This window comes from Mycobacterium sp. 2-64 (genome assembly GCF_035918375.1).
Classification (GTDB): Bacteria; Actinomycetota; Actinomycetes; order Mycobacteriales; family Mycobacteriaceae; genus Mycobacterium; species Mycobacterium intracellulare.
This window is the reverse complement of sequence record NZ_CP142361.1, coordinates 2100550-2117457: the sequence shown is the minus strand read 5'-3', so window position 1 is coordinate 2117457 and position 16908 is coordinate 2100550. Positions and strand designations below refer to the sequence as shown.

At 64.6% G+C, this 16908-nt stretch carries 13 protein-coding genes; 3 read left to right on the top strand and 10 right to left on the bottom strand.

Annotation, left to right across the window (positions count from 1 at the left end):
- The first annotated feature begins 276 nt into the window (after positions 1-276).
- From QGN31_RS10325 to QGN31_RS10315, 3 genes are all read left to right on the top strand, one after another.
- Entirely contained in the window at positions 277-2505 is a 2229-nt protein-coding gene (locus QGN31_RS10325) for an acyltransferase family protein (protein WP_201359349.1), read from the top strand.
- Positions 2506-2620: 115 nt separating this feature from the next.
- Positions 2621-3874 (top strand): glycosyltransferase, encoded by a 1254-nt coding sequence (locus QGN31_RS10320; RefSeq protein ID WP_029384369.1) that lies wholly within the window; start codon positions 2621-2623, stop codon positions 3872-3874.
- 85 nt (positions 3875-3959) lie between these two features.
- The gene (locus tag QGN31_RS10315) at positions 3960-5216 is read left to right on the top strand and encodes a glycosyltransferase (RefSeq protein ID WP_201409415.1); all 1257 of its coding nucleotides are present in this window, start codon (positions 3960-3962) and stop codon (positions 5214-5216) included.
- A 7-nt stretch (positions 5217-5223) separates the two neighbouring features.
- On the opposite strand, the gene QGN31_RS10310 is transcribed toward QGN31_RS10315, so the two are convergent.
- The 10 genes from QGN31_RS10310 to QGN31_RS10265 form a co-directional block, all read right to left on the bottom strand.
- Positions 5224-6003 (bottom strand): SDR family NAD(P)-dependent oxidoreductase, encoded by a 780-nt coding sequence (locus QGN31_RS10310; protein ID WP_014380417.1) that lies wholly within the window; start codon positions 6001-6003, stop codon positions 5224-5226.
- 96 nt (positions 6004-6099) lie between these two features.
- Positions 6100-6903, bottom strand: coding sequence for a class I SAM-dependent methyltransferase (locus QGN31_RS10305; protein WP_009953302.1), 804 nt, complete (start codon positions 6901-6903; stop codon positions 6100-6102).
- A gap of 115 nt (positions 6904-7018) precedes the next feature.
- On the bottom strand, positions 7019-7825 hold the full coding sequence (locus QGN31_RS10300; protein WP_009953300.1) for a TylF/MycF/NovP-related O-methyltransferase: 807 nt from the start codon (positions 7823-7825) through the stop codon (positions 7019-7021).
- A gap of 95 nt (positions 7826-7920) precedes the next feature.
- Positions 7921-9207, bottom strand: a complete 1287-nt coding sequence (locus QGN31_RS10295; RefSeq protein WP_080588027.1) for a glycosyltransferase — start codon at positions 9205-9207, stop codon at positions 7921-7923.
- Positions 9208-9620: 413 nt separating this feature from the next.
- Positions 9621-10889, bottom strand: coding sequence for a glycosyltransferase (locus QGN31_RS10290; RefSeq protein ID WP_201409414.1), 1269 nt, complete (start codon positions 10887-10889; stop codon positions 9621-9623).
- 92 nt (positions 10890-10981) lie between these two features.
- A complete protein-coding gene (locus QGN31_RS10285) occupies positions 10982-11788 on the bottom strand; it encodes a TylF/MycF/NovP-related O-methyltransferase (RefSeq protein ID WP_026071337.1) in 807 nt (268 codons plus the stop codon).
- Between the two features lie 153 nt (positions 11789-11941).
- On the bottom strand, positions 11942-13051 hold the full coding sequence (locus tag QGN31_RS10280; RefSeq protein ID WP_201409417.1) for an NAD-dependent epimerase/dehydratase family protein: 1110 nt from the start codon (positions 13049-13051) through the stop codon (positions 11942-11944).
- A gap of 181 nt (positions 13052-13232) precedes the next feature.
- Positions 13233-14225: a sulfotransferase family protein gene (locus QGN31_RS10275; protein WP_201409413.1), complete on the bottom strand. Its 993-nt coding sequence runs from the start codon at positions 14223-14225 to the stop codon at positions 13233-13235.
- A gap of 360 nt (positions 14226-14585) precedes the next feature.
- The gene (locus QGN31_RS10270) at positions 14586-15500 is read right to left on the bottom strand and encodes a sulfotransferase family protein (protein WP_201409416.1); all 915 of its coding nucleotides are present in this window, start codon (positions 15498-15500) and stop codon (positions 14586-14588) included.
- A 323-nt stretch (positions 15501-15823) separates the two neighbouring features.
- Positions 15824-16906, bottom strand: coding sequence for an acyltransferase family protein (locus tag QGN31_RS10265; RefSeq protein ID WP_201409412.1), 1083 nt, complete (start codon positions 16904-16906; stop codon positions 15824-15826).
- Between the last annotated feature and the right edge of the window lie 2 nt (positions 16907-16908).

Here is a 16908-nt window from a genome sequence, read left to right as displayed (position 1 = left end):
ATGGAAGCGAGTTAGCAGCTGACAACCAGATAATCGTTGCCATTGCCGCTGCCGCGGCACGACCACTGGAGCGATTCGTCGTGAAATCTGACCTGAAGAGCGATGGACTTGCGGCGATGCCGAGCCCCGCACGGCGGTCGCCGCAGACGGCAGCGTCTCCGCACCGCCGAACATAGAGATTCGCTCATCGGCCAGATCTATACGTGCAGGTAGGCGATTACGAGCGGTTGTCGGCTTCCCTTAGGGCACAATACACAGACGACCAGAAGGGTGGGTATGACCTCCACAAACGACGACACCCATGATAGGACTCCACCGCTGACCCGCGCCGCACCATCTTACGCACTCAAATCGAAGACGGTTGCTGGCGAAGCCCTGGCTGATGATCAGCGTCCGCAGACGGCATTTCGGCCGGATATCGAGGGGTTGCGCGCTGTTGCGGTGTTGGCCGTCGTTTTTTTCCATTGCAGTGCACCGGGATTGGGTGGCGGCTTCGTCGGTGTGGACGTTTTCTTCGTCATCTCGGGCTTCCTGATTACTGGGATGCTCTGGCGCGAGGCGAGCATCGCCGGCACCGTCGGGTTGCTCCGGTTCTACGGCGCACGGGCCCGCCGCCTGTTGCCGGCATCGGCCACGGTCGGCGTCGTTACCGCGACTGCGTCGGCTGTGCTGTTATCCCCGTTGGAGGCCAAAGACGTTATCGGTGATGGCATCGCCAGCGCGCTTTATGTCGGCAATTACCGATTCGCGCTGCATGGCGTCGACTACTTTCACATAAGCAAGCTTTCGCTCTCGCCCTTCCAGCACTACTGGTCTCTGGGCGTAGAGGAGCAGTTCTACATCCTCTGGCCGGCGCTGATTATCGGTACTGCGTGGCTTATACGGCGTGCGCGTCGGCGCGCCGGGACGACCCATGCCGTGTCGGTCACTCCATACTTATTAGTCCTTGCCCTGGTTGGCGCCGTTTCGTTTGGTGTGTCGTGGGTGACCACCCAGACGGCGCCTCCGGTGGCGTTCTTTTCGTTGCATACCCGGGCGTGGGAATTGGCCGTAGGCGGCCTAGTGGCCCTCACAACCATCCACTGGCGCCGACTACCGACATTGCCAGCCGCGATCGTGGGATGGGCAGGTCTGGCCTTGATCTTGGTGGCCTGCAACCATTTGGACGCAACGACGCCCTTTCCGGGTACCGCCGCGCTGTTGCCTGTACTCGGGACAGCGCTGGTGATCGGCGCCGGCCGTGCCGGACCGTCTAGGGGATGTGGCCGCGTCTTGGCATTGCGGCCGATGCGAGCGATCGGTCGGCTGTCGTATTCGTGGTATCTCTGGCACTGGCCAGTGCTGCTGCTCGCGACACCATTGCTGGGCCGTCCGTTGGGGCCAATCGATGGCCTGGCGGCGGTTCTCATCTCCTTCTTGTTGGCGGTACTCACGCTACGTCTTATCGAGAACCCCTTCCGATACTCCGATTCCCTGCGCCGATCGGCCGCCCGCAGTCTCATGCTCGGCGGTATCGCCACCGCGGTGGCGGTCTCTGTAAGCGTGGCGCTGCTGGTGGTCCTGCCCGACCCGGTCGGCCGTGGCCCAGCGGCTCCGCCACTGCGGCTGACTGCTGGGCCGCCGCCGACCGGTCGGAATGTTGAGCCCTACGCCACGGCGATTCAGCAAGTATTCGCCCAAGTACAGGCCGCCGTTGCGGCATCCGTCGACCTGAAGGCCGTACCGTCAAATCTCGATCCGTCGCTGGTTGGCGCGACACACGAAAGTGCGCCGCGCGGCTTAGAGGAGTGCCTGCGCAACCTGTTGAAAGTCGACCAACCAGAGTGCGCGACGGGCGACACTGCGTCGAAGACCACCGTGGCGCTGGTCGGCGACTCGAATGCCTACAGCTGGAGCCCGGCGTTCCAGGATGTCGCCGCGCATCGGCACTGGCGACTGGAGGTCCTGACTAAGGGCGCCTGCCCGATGCTGGACCTGCCCATCAAAGTTTTCGGTCAACGGCCTTACACCGAGTGCGAGCAGTGGCGCGGTCAAATCATCGCCCGACTGCAGAGCGAGCACCCGCGACTGGTGGTACTGGGCATGTTGCGTCACGGCGGCACAGGCGCCCCTCCCTACGGGCCGGCCTGGACCGATAGCCTGACCCGCCTAGTCCACCAGCTTCGCGGCACTGGGGCGAAAGTATTGGTCATCGGGCCAACCCCGGACCTGCATTCAATGGTGCCGGGCTGCCTGTCCGTTCACCTCAATGATGTGACCGCCTGCTCGTCGGCAACGTCGAAGGCGGTGAATAGATCCGGTATCGCGGCTGAGAGCACCGCGACCAAAGCCGCTGCGGGGCAATACGCCGACGTCACCGAGTTGTTCTGCACTACGGACCGCTGCCCGCCCATTGTGGGCAACACCCTTGTGTACGAGGACGAGTTCCATCTGACGCCGGAGTACGCCCGGGTGCTGGCACCGGCAATCGCTGCGCTGGCCGACCGAGCACTCATCTCCGGCTGACGGCATGCGTTTTTGAGCCGTTGAGAGGAAAGTCCAACTCGGCCGCGGGGGGTGAAAGGGCAGAGATAATGGCCTCTGCCGTCGCCTACCCCCACGACCACCGGAAGGATTCGTCGTGAAATTTGCCCTGGCGAGCTATGGAACTCGCGGCGATGTCGAGCCCTGCACGGCCGTGGGCCGCGAACTGCAGCGCCGCGGGCACGACGTTCGCCTGGCCGTGCCGCCCAATCTGGTCGCGCTGGTCGAGTCTGCCGGGCTCGCGGCGGCCGCCTACGGGCCCGATCAGCAGGACGGCTTTTGGGACACCGATTTCCTGGGCAAGTTCTGGAACTTCCCGGAGGTGAGAAGGCGGTGGCGCGAAGCCCAGGACATGCTTGTCCAATCCTGGGCGGACATGAGTGCGACCCTGACATCCCTGTCGGAGGGGGCCGACCTGGTCTTCACCGGCCCGGGTTTCCCGGGCGTCGCGGCGGACGTCGCCGAACACCTCGACCTCCCGTTGGCCACGATGCATTACTTCCCCATGCGGCCCAACGGCCAGCTCTCCCCCGGTCTGCCCGCGCCACTGGTGCGCTCGGCCATGACGGCGCTGGACTGGACTCAATGGCGGGTGACGAAGAAGGCCGAGGACAGCCAGCGGCGGGCATTCGGGCTGCCGAAGGCCAAGGGTCCCGCTCCGCAACGGATGGCCGCCCGCGGCGCACTGGAGATCCAGGCCTACGACGAGGTGTGCTTCCCCGGACTGGCCGCCGAATGGGCGAAATGGAAAGACCAGCGGCCCTTTGTCGGCACGCTGACCATGGAGCTGACGACGGACGCCGACGACGAGGTCGCCTCGTGGATCGCCGCGGGAACACCCCCGATCTGCTTCGGCTTTGGCAGCACCGCGGTCGATTCGCCGGCCGACACGATCACGATGATCGGCGAGGCCTGCGCGCAATTGGGCGAGCGGGCGCTGGTGTGCTCCGGCAAGACCGATTTCACGGGCGTGCCGCAGTTCGACCACGTCAAGGTGGTGGGAGTGGTGAATTACGCGGCGGTCTTTCCCGCGTGCCGCGCGGTGGTGCACCACAGTGGCGCGGGCACCACGGCCGCGGGCCTGCGCGCCGGCGTACCCACGCTGAGCCTGTGGAGCATGAGCGATCAGAAGATCTGGGCCGGCCAGATCGACCGGCTCCACGTCGGCACCGCCCGCCCGTTTTCGAGCACCACCCGAGAAACGCTGATCGCGGATCTGCGCCGGATCCTGGCCCCCGACTACGTCGCCCGCGCCCGCGAATTGTCTTCTCGGATGACGAAACCCGCCGAAAGCGTCGACAGAGCCGCCGACCTCTTGGAAAATTTTGCCCACACGAGGCGCTTTGGCTGAATCCCCCGGTGCGCCGCAAAACCACCATGACCTTCGATACCCTTGACGCCGCCCGTGCACGACGATCGCAAGGCTGGGACCCACAATGAAGTTTGCCCTGGCGAGTTACGGAACTCGCGGCGACATCGAGCCTTCCGCCGCCGTGGGTCGCGAACTGGTGCGCCGAGGGCACGACGTACGACTGGCCGTCCCCCCGGAACTGGTTGCCTTCGTCGAATCGACCGGGCTGGTAGCCGTTCCTTACGGCCCCAAAGTGCAGGAGTTCCTCGACGAGGAATTCCTGCGGAACATGTGGGCGGATTTCTTCCGCAATCCGATCAGGCAGCTGCCCAAAGTTTGGGACCCGATCATCAAGTATTGGCCGGACGTGAGCACGACGCTGAAGTCGCTCGCGGATGGGGCCGACTTGCTCACCACCGGCCTGAATTTCGAGCAGGCCGCCGCCAATGTGGCTGAGTACTACGACATTCCGGTGGCCTCGTTGCATCACTTCCCCATGCGCGCCAACGGCCGCCTGGTGCCCAGCATGCCGGCCCCTTTGGTCCGCTCGACGATGACGGCGATCGAGTGGCTGTTTTGGCGCTCGACGAAGAAGGTCGACAACGCGCAGCGCCAAGAACTCGGACTGCCCAAGGCGACACATCGTTCGCAGCGACGAATCGCCGACCACGGTTGGCTGGAAATCCAAACCTACGACGACGTGTTTTTTCCCGGCCTGGCCGCCGAATGGGCGAAATGGGGTAGCCGCCGTCCGTTCGTCGGCGCACTCACCATGGAGTTGGCGACCGACGCCGACGACGATGTCGCCTCGTGGATCGCCTCGGGAACACCACCCATCTGCTTCGGGTCCGGGAGCATACCGGTCGAATCCCCCACCGCCACCGTCGAAATGATCGGTGCGGCCTGCGCACAGCTGGGCGAGCGGGCGCTCATTTGCTTCGGCGGCACAGAGTTCAGCGACGTGCCGCATTTCGACCACGTCAAAGTCGTCGGCCCGGTCAACTACTCGTCCATCTTCCCCGCCTGCCGTGCCGTCGTTCATCACGGTGGTTCGGGCACCACGGCCGCGAGCCTGCGCGCGGGAATCCCCACCTTGGCCCTGTGGAGTTCGGCCGATCAGCCGTATTGGGCGGCCCAGATCAAACGCTTGAAAGTAGGTGCCGCCCGACGCTTTTCGGCCACCACCCCACGCTCGCTGGTGGCGGACCTGCGTACCATCCTCGCCCCGGACTACGCCACCAGAGCCCGGGAACTCTCCGCCCGGATGAGCAAGCCCGCCGAGAGCATCGGGACCACCGCCGACCTCTTGGAGGAGGCCGTCCGCCGGAAAGTGGTTGGCTGAGGTCGCCTTATCGCCGCCCGGCGGGGGTGGAATTTATCCGACTGGCGACCGCCTTGAGCGAATCGGGCAGGAAACGCAGGGCCACACCCACGGTCTTGGTGGTCAGAGATCCGCCGACGACCTTGCGGTCCCCGCGCATCATCGCCTCGAAACCCTGCCTGGCAACCTCGGCCGGGTCATCCTTCGGCTTTTGCCCCGCACGCGTCTCGTCCATACCCGCGCGGTTGAAGAAGTTGGTCTCGATGGTGCCGGGCAGCAGGGAGGTGATAGTGATTCCGGTATCACGCAATTCGTCCTGCAAGGCCCCGGCGAAGGACTGAACGAACGACTTGGAGGCGTGATAAACCGCCTCGAAAGGCCCGGGCGCCATCGACGCCAGCGACGACGTGAGCAGCACCCTCCCCGCGCCGCTCCGGGTCATGTTGCGCAGCACCAGCTTGGCCAGGTGCACGGTCGAGCGCACGTTGAGGTCGATGATGGACATATCGTGCGCCAGGTCGCCCTCGACGAAGCTTCCCCCGCCGCCGATGCCGGCGTTCAGCGCGGCTGCATCGATCGGACGATCACCCTCTGTGGCCTGCCGATAGAGCTTTTCGACGCCTTCCGGGGTGCGTAGGTCAACCTGTACCGGCCGGACATCGACGCCCCACCGGGATAACGTGGTGGACGCTGGGTAGATGCCGTCGTTTTCGGCCGCCACCACCAGGTCATATCCCCGCTCGGCAAACAGCTCCGCTAGCTCGAGACCAATTCCACTGGACGCGCCGGTGATCAATGCTAATGCCATAGCAGAGGCCTACCCGTGTGAAAGAACGTGAAACCAGATCGCGCGGGCAACTCGAGGTTCGGCGCGCTAAAACCCTTGGGAGAAGGCCTGGTTCGCCTAGCGTGCAGGCTTGATGAGCAGGCCCTGGCCCGTGGGCAATGTGCAGATTTTCACACCCAGCTCGCCGGCAACTTCGTCCATGGCGGCGCGCTGCTCGTCGCGTCCCCGGTTGGCGTAGTCATCCAGCAGCACGAACGCACCCGGGGTGAGCCGCGGCCAAAAGAACCGGAGCGCAGCGACTTCGGGGGGAGCGCAGTTCATGTCGATGTGCAGATACGCCACCGACGGCGCATCGACCTGCTCCAGTGTCTCGGGAACCGCGCCGACGATGATGCGCTGGTTTTTCCATTGCGCGAAATTGGCGCGGACGCTGTCAACGCCGTTCACGTACATCCCGTTGCGCAGATGCCCTTTGCTAGTCTCCAGCGCCCCGGCCCGCCGTTCGTTCTCGGTGACGAACCGCGGATCGAGACCGGCGAAGGTGTCAAGCAAATAGAACGTCTTGCCCAGCCGATCCCAGTCGAGGTACTCCATGATGGCGCTGCTCAAGAACCCGTAACTGACGCCGCACTCGACGAAATCGCCCTCGAGCTTGCTGGCGCTGGCCGCCGCCCACAGCCCCACGTGCACGCGCCATTGCCACTGGTACCAATCCTCGTTGCCCAGGGAGCGGGCGCCACGCTGGTAAGCGCGCTGGAATTCGGGATCATCCAGAAACGCGTGAAAGTTGTTGAACGTGATCAACGCGTCGTTGGCGTAGACGTCGGGCAACAGTGTGCGCGCGAGCCAGTATTCGGTGCGCACCCACCACATCCGCAGGCGGGTGCCGGTTGTCAGCCCTGGTGCCACGGCGGCAACCATAGCATCGGCACGTACCCCGTCCGGTGCAAACGGAATCGGTTCATCATGATCGTGTTCCGCCCATCCCGCACCGAAGGGCAAATCGTCTCGTACACCTAGAGTTTCAGCGATCTCTTTAGGACTTACGCCATAGCACGCCGGTGCCGTCGATCTCGACGATCTCGTCGGTCACGCCGTGCTTGTCGCGGTAGTCCGTCACCGCCTGCGCGCACGCCTTGATCGCGTGGTAGTCGTCGACGATGCAAAAGCCTCCGGGCGACAGCCGCGGGTAGAGCGCGTCGAGCGCCTGAATCGTCGACTCGTAAAGGTCGCCGTCAAGCCGCAACACCGAAATCCGGTCGATCGGGGCGTCCTGCAGGGTGTCCTTGAACCAGCCCGGAAGAAAACGCACCTGGTCGTCCAACAAACCGTAGCGCTCGAAATTGGCCTTGACGTGCTCTTGCGGCACACCCAGGATGCGCGCGTGGCGATGCAGCCGGATTCCTTTATCCGCCTTGTAATTGACGGTATCGGGTGGCGGCACTCCGGCGAACGAATCGCACAACCACACGGTTCGCTTCTCGTCTCCATAGGCGGCCAATACGGCGCGCATCAAGATCGAGGCGCCGCCGCGCCACACACCGCACTCGACCAGATCGCCGGGCACGTCGTCTTCCAGAACCGTCTCGACGCAGTGCTGCAGGCTGGTCAACCGCTGCATGCCGATCATCGTCAAGGCGTCCGCCGGCCAGTCCAGGCCCAAGTCGCGGGCATCCTTGTTGAATGGCCGCTTGCGCACCAGCAGCAAGTTACGCGTGCTGAAGAGGGGACGTCCCAAGCGGTACAACCCCACTGGCACCAACTCGTCGCTGCCATACCTGGTGAGGTCACGCCGGAGCAGATCGAGGTATGCAAACCGCGTGTCGTGATCAGTCACCGCCATAACTGCCCCTAACTCCGCGTGCCAGTAATACCGGTAGAGAGCCTAGACGCCCCTCCACGCCATCAATGCGTTTCGCTGTATCCGTCACCGGTTGCTCAGCGACTTCGCTCGGTGGATACCCCGGGAACACAGCGCCCCGAACGAGCGAATTCTTCCAACAGATCGACGGCGCGCCCTGCGCTCTCGGCGGGCTTACTCATCCGGGTCGCCAGCTCACGGGCGCGGGTGGTGTACTCCGGGGCAAGGATCGTCCGCAGGTCAGCAATCAGAGTTTCAGGGGTGGCGCTCGAGAACCGCCGGGATGTGCCTACCTTCAGTTGCTTGACACGCGACCCCCACATCGGCTGGTCGCCGGCCGTCCAGAGGATCAGCGAAGGGATCCCCGCGCGCAGACCGGCGGCCGTGGTCCCCGAGCCGCCGTGATGAACGACCGCGCGACAGGCGGGGAAAATTTTCGTGTAGTTGACCACGCCGACGACCTTGACGTGGTCCAACTGGGGGACGTCGCTGAAGTCGCTCCAGCCGGAGCAGATCAACGCCCGCTCCCCCAACTCCGCGCAGGCGGCGCCGATCATTCTCACCGTGTCGGCGGGTGATTCGGCGACCGGCATGCTGCCGAAACCGAAGCAGATCGGAGGCGTGCCCTGGGCGATCCACGCCAACACCTCGTCATCGCAATCGGTCGTCAGTTCCATGGTCAACGAGCCCACAAACGGCCGCTGACCACCCCACTTCGCCCATTCGTCGGCCAGCCCGGGGAAGCACACGTCGTCGTAGGCCTGGATTTCCAGCGAACCCCGCTCGGCGATCCGCCGCGGCGAGGCCACCGTTGCAGTGGGAAGGCCGAGCTCGCGCCGCTGACGATCCTCGGCCTTCTTGTTCATCCGCCAGCACATCCAGTCGTACACGGCCATTCCGGTGCGGACCATGGGCGCGGGCACCCCCGGTACGACCCTGCCGTTGGGCCGCATCGGGATGTAGTGCAGTGTGGCCATCGGAATGCCGTAGTAGTCGGCGACGTTGATCGCCAAATCCTGGTAAAGCTGCCCGGTGAACAGCAAATCGGCTCCGGCACCCACCGACATCAGCGCCGCGCTCATTTCCTGCCAGTTTTTCAGTACCGGTTCCCAGGCTTCCCGTATCAACTTGACCGGGCCCCGGATGAAGTTCTTGAAGAAGTCGCGGATGAACTCGTCGCTCCAAAAGTCATGCATGTCCGGCCCGTACGGAATCGCCGGCACACCGGCCTCCTCGGCCAGATCGACAAGATTGGGCGGCACGGCCATGCGTACCGAGTGGCCTCTGCGCATCAGTTCACGACCGATGGTGAGGCAAGGCTCGATATCGCCACGCGTTCCATAACTTGCCACAGCAAATTTCATCGCGACTTTACCTTAGTCAATCTCCGACGGCGCGGGCAACTTTGACTGCGGCGTTTCCGCTCGGTAATCTACGGCCCGCCATTTACCCTGGGGCGCAGTCGGCGTCATTGGTTGTCGTTGTTCCGCAACGGATTTGGCACCCCGCGGCCACGCGGGATGGTAACGGCGCACCGGAGTAGCCGAGTGCGACAAAGCCAACCTCATCGGCCTTTCCCCCCGACCGTAGAACTATGACGACCCGTGGGCAGTGTGGCTGAAGCCCAGGTGTCGTCGCCTGATCTTTCCGTAGTCTGCCAGACTATCGACATCGTGTCCGCGAAAACGGGAAGTCGACCCGGATCCATCCGCGCACCGAAACCGATAGCAAAATCGACTATTCCCCCAGCACAACGGCCCTGAACCTGTTTGCTGCGTCAGGCGCGACTCCGCGAGCTGGCAAACTTTTCCACCACATCGGCGGCCTTGACGACGCTGTCCGCCGGCTTGGTCATCTGGGCGGCGATCTCGCGAGCGCGCCGTGCGTAATCCGGGGCGAGGATCCGGCTCAGATCCTCCACCAATGTTTTGCGATCGGTGGCCGAAAACCGCCGCGTGGTACCAACTTTCAGCCGCTTGAGCTGAGCTCCCCAGATGGTTTGATTGGCATCCATCGACAGAATCAGCGTCGGCACCCCGGCGCGCAGGCTGGCGGCCGTGGTTCCCGAGCCGCCGTGGTGAACGACGGCGCGGCAGGCGGGAAAGATCGTCGCGTAATTCACCGGCCCCACCACTTTGACGTGATCGGCGAGCGGGACGTCGCTGAAGTCGCTCCTCCCGGCGCAGATCAACGCTCGCTCGCCGAGCTGCGTGCAGGCGGAGCTGATCATGTCGACGGTATCGGCCGGAGATTCCACCGGCATGCTGCCGAAGCCGAAGCAAATCGGCGGTGTCCCCGCGTGAATCCAGGACATCACGTCGTCGTCGGCCTCGGTGGTCAACTCCATCGTCAACGTTCCGACGAAGGGTCGCAGGCCGTCCCATTTCGCCCATTCATCGGCCAGCCCGGGGAAGCAGGCCTCGTCATAGGCCTGGATTTCCAGTGATCCGCGCTCGGCGATCCGCCGCGGTGACGGCGCCGTCGCCTTCGGCAACCCGAGTTGCCGGCGCTGGGTGTCCTCGACCTTCTTGTTCAGGCGCCAGCAGTACCAATCGAACGCCGTCATCGCCGAGCGCGCCAACGGCGGCGGCAGGATCGCAACGACCTGGCCATTGGGCCGCATGGGGACGTGATGCAAGGTGGCCAGCGGAAGGTCGTAAAACTCCGCGACGTTGGCGGCGGTCTCCTGGTAGCTCTGGCCGGCGAACAGCAGGTCGGCGCCGTCCGCGAGCGACATCAGCGTCGTGTTCATCTGCGCCCAGCACTGGTCGCTGAGATCCCACATCTCGCGCCACATGCCGCGCATCTCCTGGATCTTCCAGAATCCGCGGAAGAACGAGGTCCAGAAGTTGCGGTAGACGTCCAGCCAGGTCTGCGAGTCCAGCCCGTAAGGGACCGCGGTCAGCCCGGCCGCTTCGGTGAAGCTCACCGAGTCGGGCGGAACGGCCATGACCATGTCATGGCCCCTGCGCTGCAGTTCGCGGGCGACCACCACGGAGGGCTCGATGTCGCCGCGCGTTCCGTAGCTGGCCAGCACACATTTCATCGCGGATCCAAGCCCTTCGGTTGCGCCATCACACTGATGCACCGATCACTTTAGATAGCGCCGAATCCCCACTGCACCGGTTTGCGCGATCGTCACGGCTTGCGCCACAGCACGCCGGTGCCGTCGATTTCCTCGATCTCCGCGGTCACGCCGTGCGCCGTGCGGTAATCGGCCACGGCCTGCCGGCATGCGTCGATGGCGTGGTAATCGTCGATGATGCAATACCCGCCGGATGAGAGCCGCGGGTAGAGGGCGTCGAGGGCCTGGATCGTCGACTCGTAAAGGTCGCCATCGAGCCGCAACACCGAAATGCTTTCGATCGGGGCGTCCTGCAGGGTGTCTTTGAACCAGCCCGGTACGAAACGAACGCGGTCATCGAGTAACCCGTAGTGTTCGAAATTCGCCCTGACCTGCGCTTCGGACACCGCGAGCACCCCGGCGGCGCGATGCAAATTGATGCCTTTGTCGGCCTCGTAGTGCGCGGCGTCCGGTGGCGGCACCCCTTCGAACGAATCGCATAGCCACACGGATCGCTTCTCGTCCCCGTAGGCGGACAACACGGCGCGCATCAGAATCGACGCCCCACCGCGCCACACACCGCACTCGACCAGGTCACCGGGGACGTCTTCCGTCAGAACCGTTTCCACGCAGCGCTGCAGGCTGGTCAACCGCTGCATGCCGATCATCGTCAAGGCATCCGCCGGCCAATCCAGGCCCAACTTTCGCGCATGCTCGTTGAACGGGCGCTTGCGGACCAGCATCAGGTTGCGGGTGCTGAAAAGAGGGCGACCCAGACGGTCCCAGCCCACCGGCACCAACTCGTCGCTGCCGTACCGGGTGAGGTTACGTCGCAGCAGGTCAAGGTAGGCGGATCTGGTGTCGAGGAACGGAGATCGCATGTCACGATCGGCCACGGTCAAAGCTGCCCCCTGGTTCAAAATGAAAGGACTGGCGTGGGTGGTCCCGTCCCTGCCCCTACCGGGGAGTAGCAACCATCATAGGCGTTAATAAGCACTGCCCCCGCTTCCAGCAGTCACACCAGACCGCAGTTCTCAGCGGCGTCCCGCCTGTTCAACGGCGGGGCGGCCCGATTCGTTCGATCCGGCGGCGGCTTCGGGCTGCTCGGCGATCCAGTCGAGCAGCGCGCGCAAACCGTCATCGAGCGAACGCTCGGGGCGCCAACCGAGCTCGTTGATCGCCGGCTCGATGTCGCAGCTCGCTGCGCGCACGTCGCCGTCGCGGAATTTCGGGACGACGGTCGGTTCGGGCGCGCCACACATGGCGGCGATCTTGTTGGCCAGCTCGTGGATGGTGGTGGCCTGGCCGGACCCGATGTCGAGGCAGCGCGGCTGCGTCGCCGGGCGCTGGACCGCCGCGAACAGGGCGTCGACGACAGCGTCGATGTAGACGAAATCGCGCACGATGCGGCCGTCCTCGTAGACCTCCAACGCGAGCCCCTGGCGCGCCAACCGCGCGAAGAGGGCGACGATCCCGGTGTACGAGTTGGTCAGCGACTGCCCGGGGCCGTAGACGTTCTGCAGACGCAGCACGCTGAGGTTGGTGTCGTGCGCGGAGGTCCAGGCGGCCAGCAGGTGTTCCTGGGCGAGCTTGGTCGCCGCGTACACGTTGGTGGGCCGGGGTTCGGTTCGGTCGGCGCGGCTGGGCAGCGGCACCGCCTGTTCACCCGCGGGTCCTTGCGGATCCCAGCGGCCCGCGACGAGCTGCGCGTGGCTGCGAGGTGGCGGGTAGAAGATGTGCGAGCCGGACTGCCATGAGCCCTCGCCGTACACCGCCCGTGATGACGCCAGGACGAGTTGGTCGGGCACGTGTCCCGAGCGGCTCAAGGCGTCCAGGAGTTGGGTGGTGCCGACGACGTTCACCGAGCCGTGCCGCGTCGCCTCGGACAGCGATTGCGCGGTTCCCGTCTCGGCGGCCAGGTGGATGACTTGGGACGGGCGGGACAACCGCAGCACCGCGTCGAAGTCGGGCGCGTGGGTGACGTCGCCGGTGAACAACCGCGCCGAAGGCGGCAGTTCGATCGGCCGATCTCCCCCGTGCACCTGCGGATGCAGCACGTCCATCACGGCGACGTCGTATCCGGCCTCGATGAGACGGCGGGCGAGCGCCGACCCGATGAATCCCGCCCCACCGGTGATGAGCACGGACGCTGACACGAATCGACGCCTCCCGTTTGCGATGCTGAGGAAAACATGCGATCGGCACGCTCGCCGAGATCGCGGTCCGGTCGATCATAACGGGGACTTACCGCCGCATCAGGGGATTCCTTGCGGATAGGCGGCGCATCGGGGGCCGCACGAGGCCACGCCACATGCACGAAAGGCGCTACGCCCAAGTCCCCCTGTGCCGGTGGGCCATTGCGACGACCTCCATCACCGGCCTCGCGATGGCCGGCCGGAGAAGCCGGAAGAGCATGCTGTTGGACAAGCCGTGAAAGTCCTCGTACGCCTTACGGAAATCACGCTCGCTGGACCGGTAGGACTCGAAAACGCGGTCCAACGCTGACATGTCGATCGGATCGTCCTGCGCGGCATCGCGAAGCGCTTCATAGACCGTGGAAATCCAATCGGCGCCGAACAGATCCGTCACCGCGCCACAGTGCCGCTGCCGATGCAAGCCTGGCGTGAGGAACCCCTCGATGGCGTCCTCGTCCTCGGCGTGCAGTTCGACCGGCAACTCCGCGGAGATGCGCTTCATTTCCCGGCGCCAGTCGTCGAGAAGGTTCGCGTAGTCGACGAATACCCGCGGTACGCCACGCGAATTTCGTTCGGCGAGGACGTTGCATTTCAACCACAAGGCGCTCGCTAGCGCGGGAGAGACGTGCCAGGACTTCGCGATAGACGAAATGACCTCCTGCGGATGACGTACCGCGATCACCGAGGCGACGTCGAATCCGGCCACGCGTGCCGCCTCGAACCACAGGTCGGACAGTGTCGTGATTCTGGGTTCCTTGATCACCACGAGCGGCGCCGCCGGCAGCGTGGAGAGGTACTCCCCGACCTTGGCGACGCAGGCCTTCTTTTCTTTGGTGGGTGAAACGTCGTCCAGGAAGCGAAGCGAGGGGTCGTACCAATTGGTCCCGAGACGGCGCAGGATCGTTTCGTTGAGTGAAATGGCCGCTCGCGGTTCCCAATACCCGAGCGGGTTGTTGGCGTCCGCGCCCAGCATCGCAGCCGGGAGGGTGCCACCGCACAGCGAGAGCACCCGAGTGAGCGCCGACGTTCCCGACCGTTGCGGTCCCAGCACGAAGAGGGCAACCGGGCGGTTCCCGGAGCCAACGGGGCGATCGACGGGCTTGGTCATCCGGGCCAATCTCATCGCGAATCCAACCTTTCACTGGCCGTGCGCCTGAACGACTTTCGGAGTTCGGTTGATATCCAGGGGTTTCCGACTTGGTGCGCGCGCGATCCATGCGCGTAGCAACCGTTTGGAATCGACACCGTCGCGCACACTACGGTGTCAGAGAGCTAGATCGCAGCCTGCTCAACAACTTTGGCAAAGAGGAAGCGATATACCCCGCTCCTCACACGAGTCACGGCTGACTTGTGACCGGCAACTTCTGCCCCCCGGTGAGAACCTTCGAATCATTTCGCCCGCTAAGGACTATAGCCCCGTGCGATGGACCAAGGCGGCCTTTTTACGAACCTGTTTTTCTTACTTAATCTTTGACGGCGTGACCTACGCCCAGGCCCCGCGGTGCCGGTGCACCACCGCGGCGACCTCGAGGATCCGCTTCACGATGAACGGGCGAAACACCCGGCGAAGCAGGCTGTTGGTGCGGGCGTGGAATTCCGTGAAGGCCATGCGGAAATCACGCTCGCCGGCCTGATACGACTCGAAAACCCGGTCCAAAGTCGCTGCGTGCAGGGGGTTGTCGAGCGCGGCCTCGTGCAGCGCCTCGTAGACGGAGGAGACCCAGTCCGCACCGAAATGGTCCGCCACCGGGCCGCCGTATCGCTGGCGTCGAAGCTCGGGGGTGAGAAATTCCTCGACGGCGCTCTCGTCGACGGTGTCCAGATCGATTTCCAGCGCGGCGGCGACGCGCTTCACCTCTCGATGCCAGTCGTCGAGGAGGTTGCCGTAGTCGACGAACACGCGCGGGATCCCGCGGGTGTGCCGCTCGGCGAGCAGGTTGTACTTCAGCCACAATGCGCTGGACAGCTCCCGCGAGGTGTCCACGTACTTCGCCGCCGAGGCGACAACCTCTTGCGGATGACGCACCGCAATCACGGCGGCGATGTCGAAGCCGACCTGGCGCGCCGCCTCGAACCACAGGCCCGACAGCGCCGTGATCCTCGGCTCCTTGATGACCACCAGCGGCGCCGCCGGCAGTGTGCCCAGATACGCCGCGATCGCCGCGATCCAGGCCGCCTTCTCGTCGGCGCCGAACGCGCACTCCTCCTGCAGGCGCAGCGTCGGGTCGTACCAATTGCTGCCGTGGCGGCGCATGATCGTCTCGTTGAGCATGATCGCCGCCCGCGGCTCCCAATATCCGCGCGGGTTGTTCCCGTCGGCGCCGCACATTCCGGCCGGGAGCGTGCTGCCGCACAGCGACAAAACCCGGGTCAGCGCCGACGTTCCGGACCGCGCCATTCCCAACACGAACAGCGCAACCGGACGGACGGCGGTTGCTTGGCGGGCGGATGACTCTGGGAGATCGGCGGGTTGGCTCGTCCGGGGAGCTGTCATCGGTGGCCCACACCTTTCAGTTGCGCGTCATGTGGCCCCCGGGATCACGGGTCATTATCCATGAGTTTGCAATTTGTGGGGCAAAGTTCAATTACGCGCTTCCGGCAACGCCGTCGCCGACCACGAGGCGCGTTCAGCAACGCGCATTAATCATTCGGTCTGGACGACTTTTCGTCTCTAGGTAAAGGTGAGATTGAGGCTAATGCGGCGCGGAATCCGCAAGGGACCTAGTCGCCGGTGACGATCTGCGCGGACGGTTGCGCGTCAGCGACCACGCCGTCCCGTTCACGCGCTTTGCGCTTGAAGCGGGATTTGAGCGCAAGCGCACGCTTTTCCACCAGGAACCAGCTCAGTGCGGCCAGTGGCAGGGTGGCGACGGCGGCAAGAACGGCGAACGCGACTGGAGGGAGGACACCCAGTCCGCAGATCACCAACAGCTGCTGAATGGGCCACGCGTAGATGTACACGCCATAGGACAGGTCCGTGCGTAAACGCATGCGCTGGTTGTGGATCAGCGCTCCCGAAACGATGACGGCATAGGCCAGTGGGATGGCCGCGATTACCCGATAGTTCGGCACCAGCAAGCCGGCCACCACCACGATGGCCGCGCTCACGGCAACAAGTGACCACCGGGCGGGAATCATGTCTTGGAATTGATGCAGAACCGCTCCCGCGGCGAAGACGAGGGCGAAACGCGTGATCATCTGCGGGATCGTCTCCACCGCGCCCACCGGGTAAGACACGAGCGCCGCACCCACCAAGAACAGTGCGAACACCACCGGAGCGGGCCAGCGGCGTTTGAGAAGTCCCGCCACACCGGCAACAGCGATCGCGATGTAGCAGAGGAATTCGAATACGAGGGTCCACAGCACGCCGTCCCACACGCCCGGGAAGGGGACGTTTCGGGGTGTTCCGTCGATACCGGTGTGATAGACGTTCAGCACGGCGTTGTTCAGCACGTACGCGAACGGCGCGGGAGACAGCAGCAACTTGGCGGGCGAGCCTCCTTGGATCGCCACGCTGAGCGGGGCGATGACAAACGCCACCACGGCCACGCAGACCCACAGCCCGGGGAAGATGCGAAGAACACGGGCGACGAAGTACTCGCGAAGCCGCGGGTTGCGCACCCAGCTCGCCGTGATGAGGAACCCCGATATCGCGAAGAATCCGTCCACCCACACTTGGGTGAGCAGCTGTTCCACCGGCGGGTAGATCTTGCGGCCGGTGAGGGCCCAGGAGTGTTGCAGGATGACGCCAGACGCCAGCACCAGGCGCCAAACGTTGAGCGCGTTGTTTCGGGTGTCGAACACCT

Coding starts and splice junctions, on each gene's coding strand:
- QGN31_RS10325 (WP_201359349.1), top strand. CDS start 277: ATGACCTCCACAAACGACGACACCCATGATAGGACTCCACCGCTGACC.
- QGN31_RS10315 (WP_201409415.1), top strand. CDS start 3,960: ATGAAGTTTGCCCTGGCGAGTTACGGAACTCGCGGCGACATCGAGCCT.
- QGN31_RS10310 (WP_014380417.1), bottom strand. CDS start 6,003: ATGGCATTAGCATTGATCACCGGCGCGTCCAGTGGAATTGGTCTCGAG.
- QGN31_RS10305 (WP_009953302.1), bottom strand. CDS start 6,903: ATGGTTGCCGCCGTGGCACCAGGGCTGACAACCGGCACCCGCCTGCGG.
- QGN31_RS10300 (WP_009953300.1), bottom strand. CDS start 7,825: ATGGCGGTGACTGATCACGACACGCGGTTTGCATACCTCGATCTGCTC.
- QGN31_RS10295 (WP_080588027.1), bottom strand. CDS start 9,207: ATGAAATTTGCTGTGGCAAGTTATGGAACGCGTGGCGATATCGAGCCT.
- QGN31_RS10290 (WP_201409414.1), bottom strand. CDS start 10,889: ATGAAATGTGTGCTGGCCAGCTACGGAACGCGCGGCGACATCGAGCCC.
- QGN31_RS10285 (WP_026071337.1), bottom strand. CDS start 11,788: ATGCGATCTCCGTTCCTCGACACCAGATCCGCCTACCTTGACCTGCTG.
- QGN31_RS10275 (WP_201409413.1), bottom strand. CDS start 14,225: ATGAGATTGGCCCGGATGACCAAGCCCGTCGATCGCCCCGTTGGCTCC.
- QGN31_RS10270 (WP_201409416.1), bottom strand. CDS start 15,500: ATGGCGCGGTCCGGAACGTCGGCGCTGACCCGGGTTTTGTCGCTGTGC.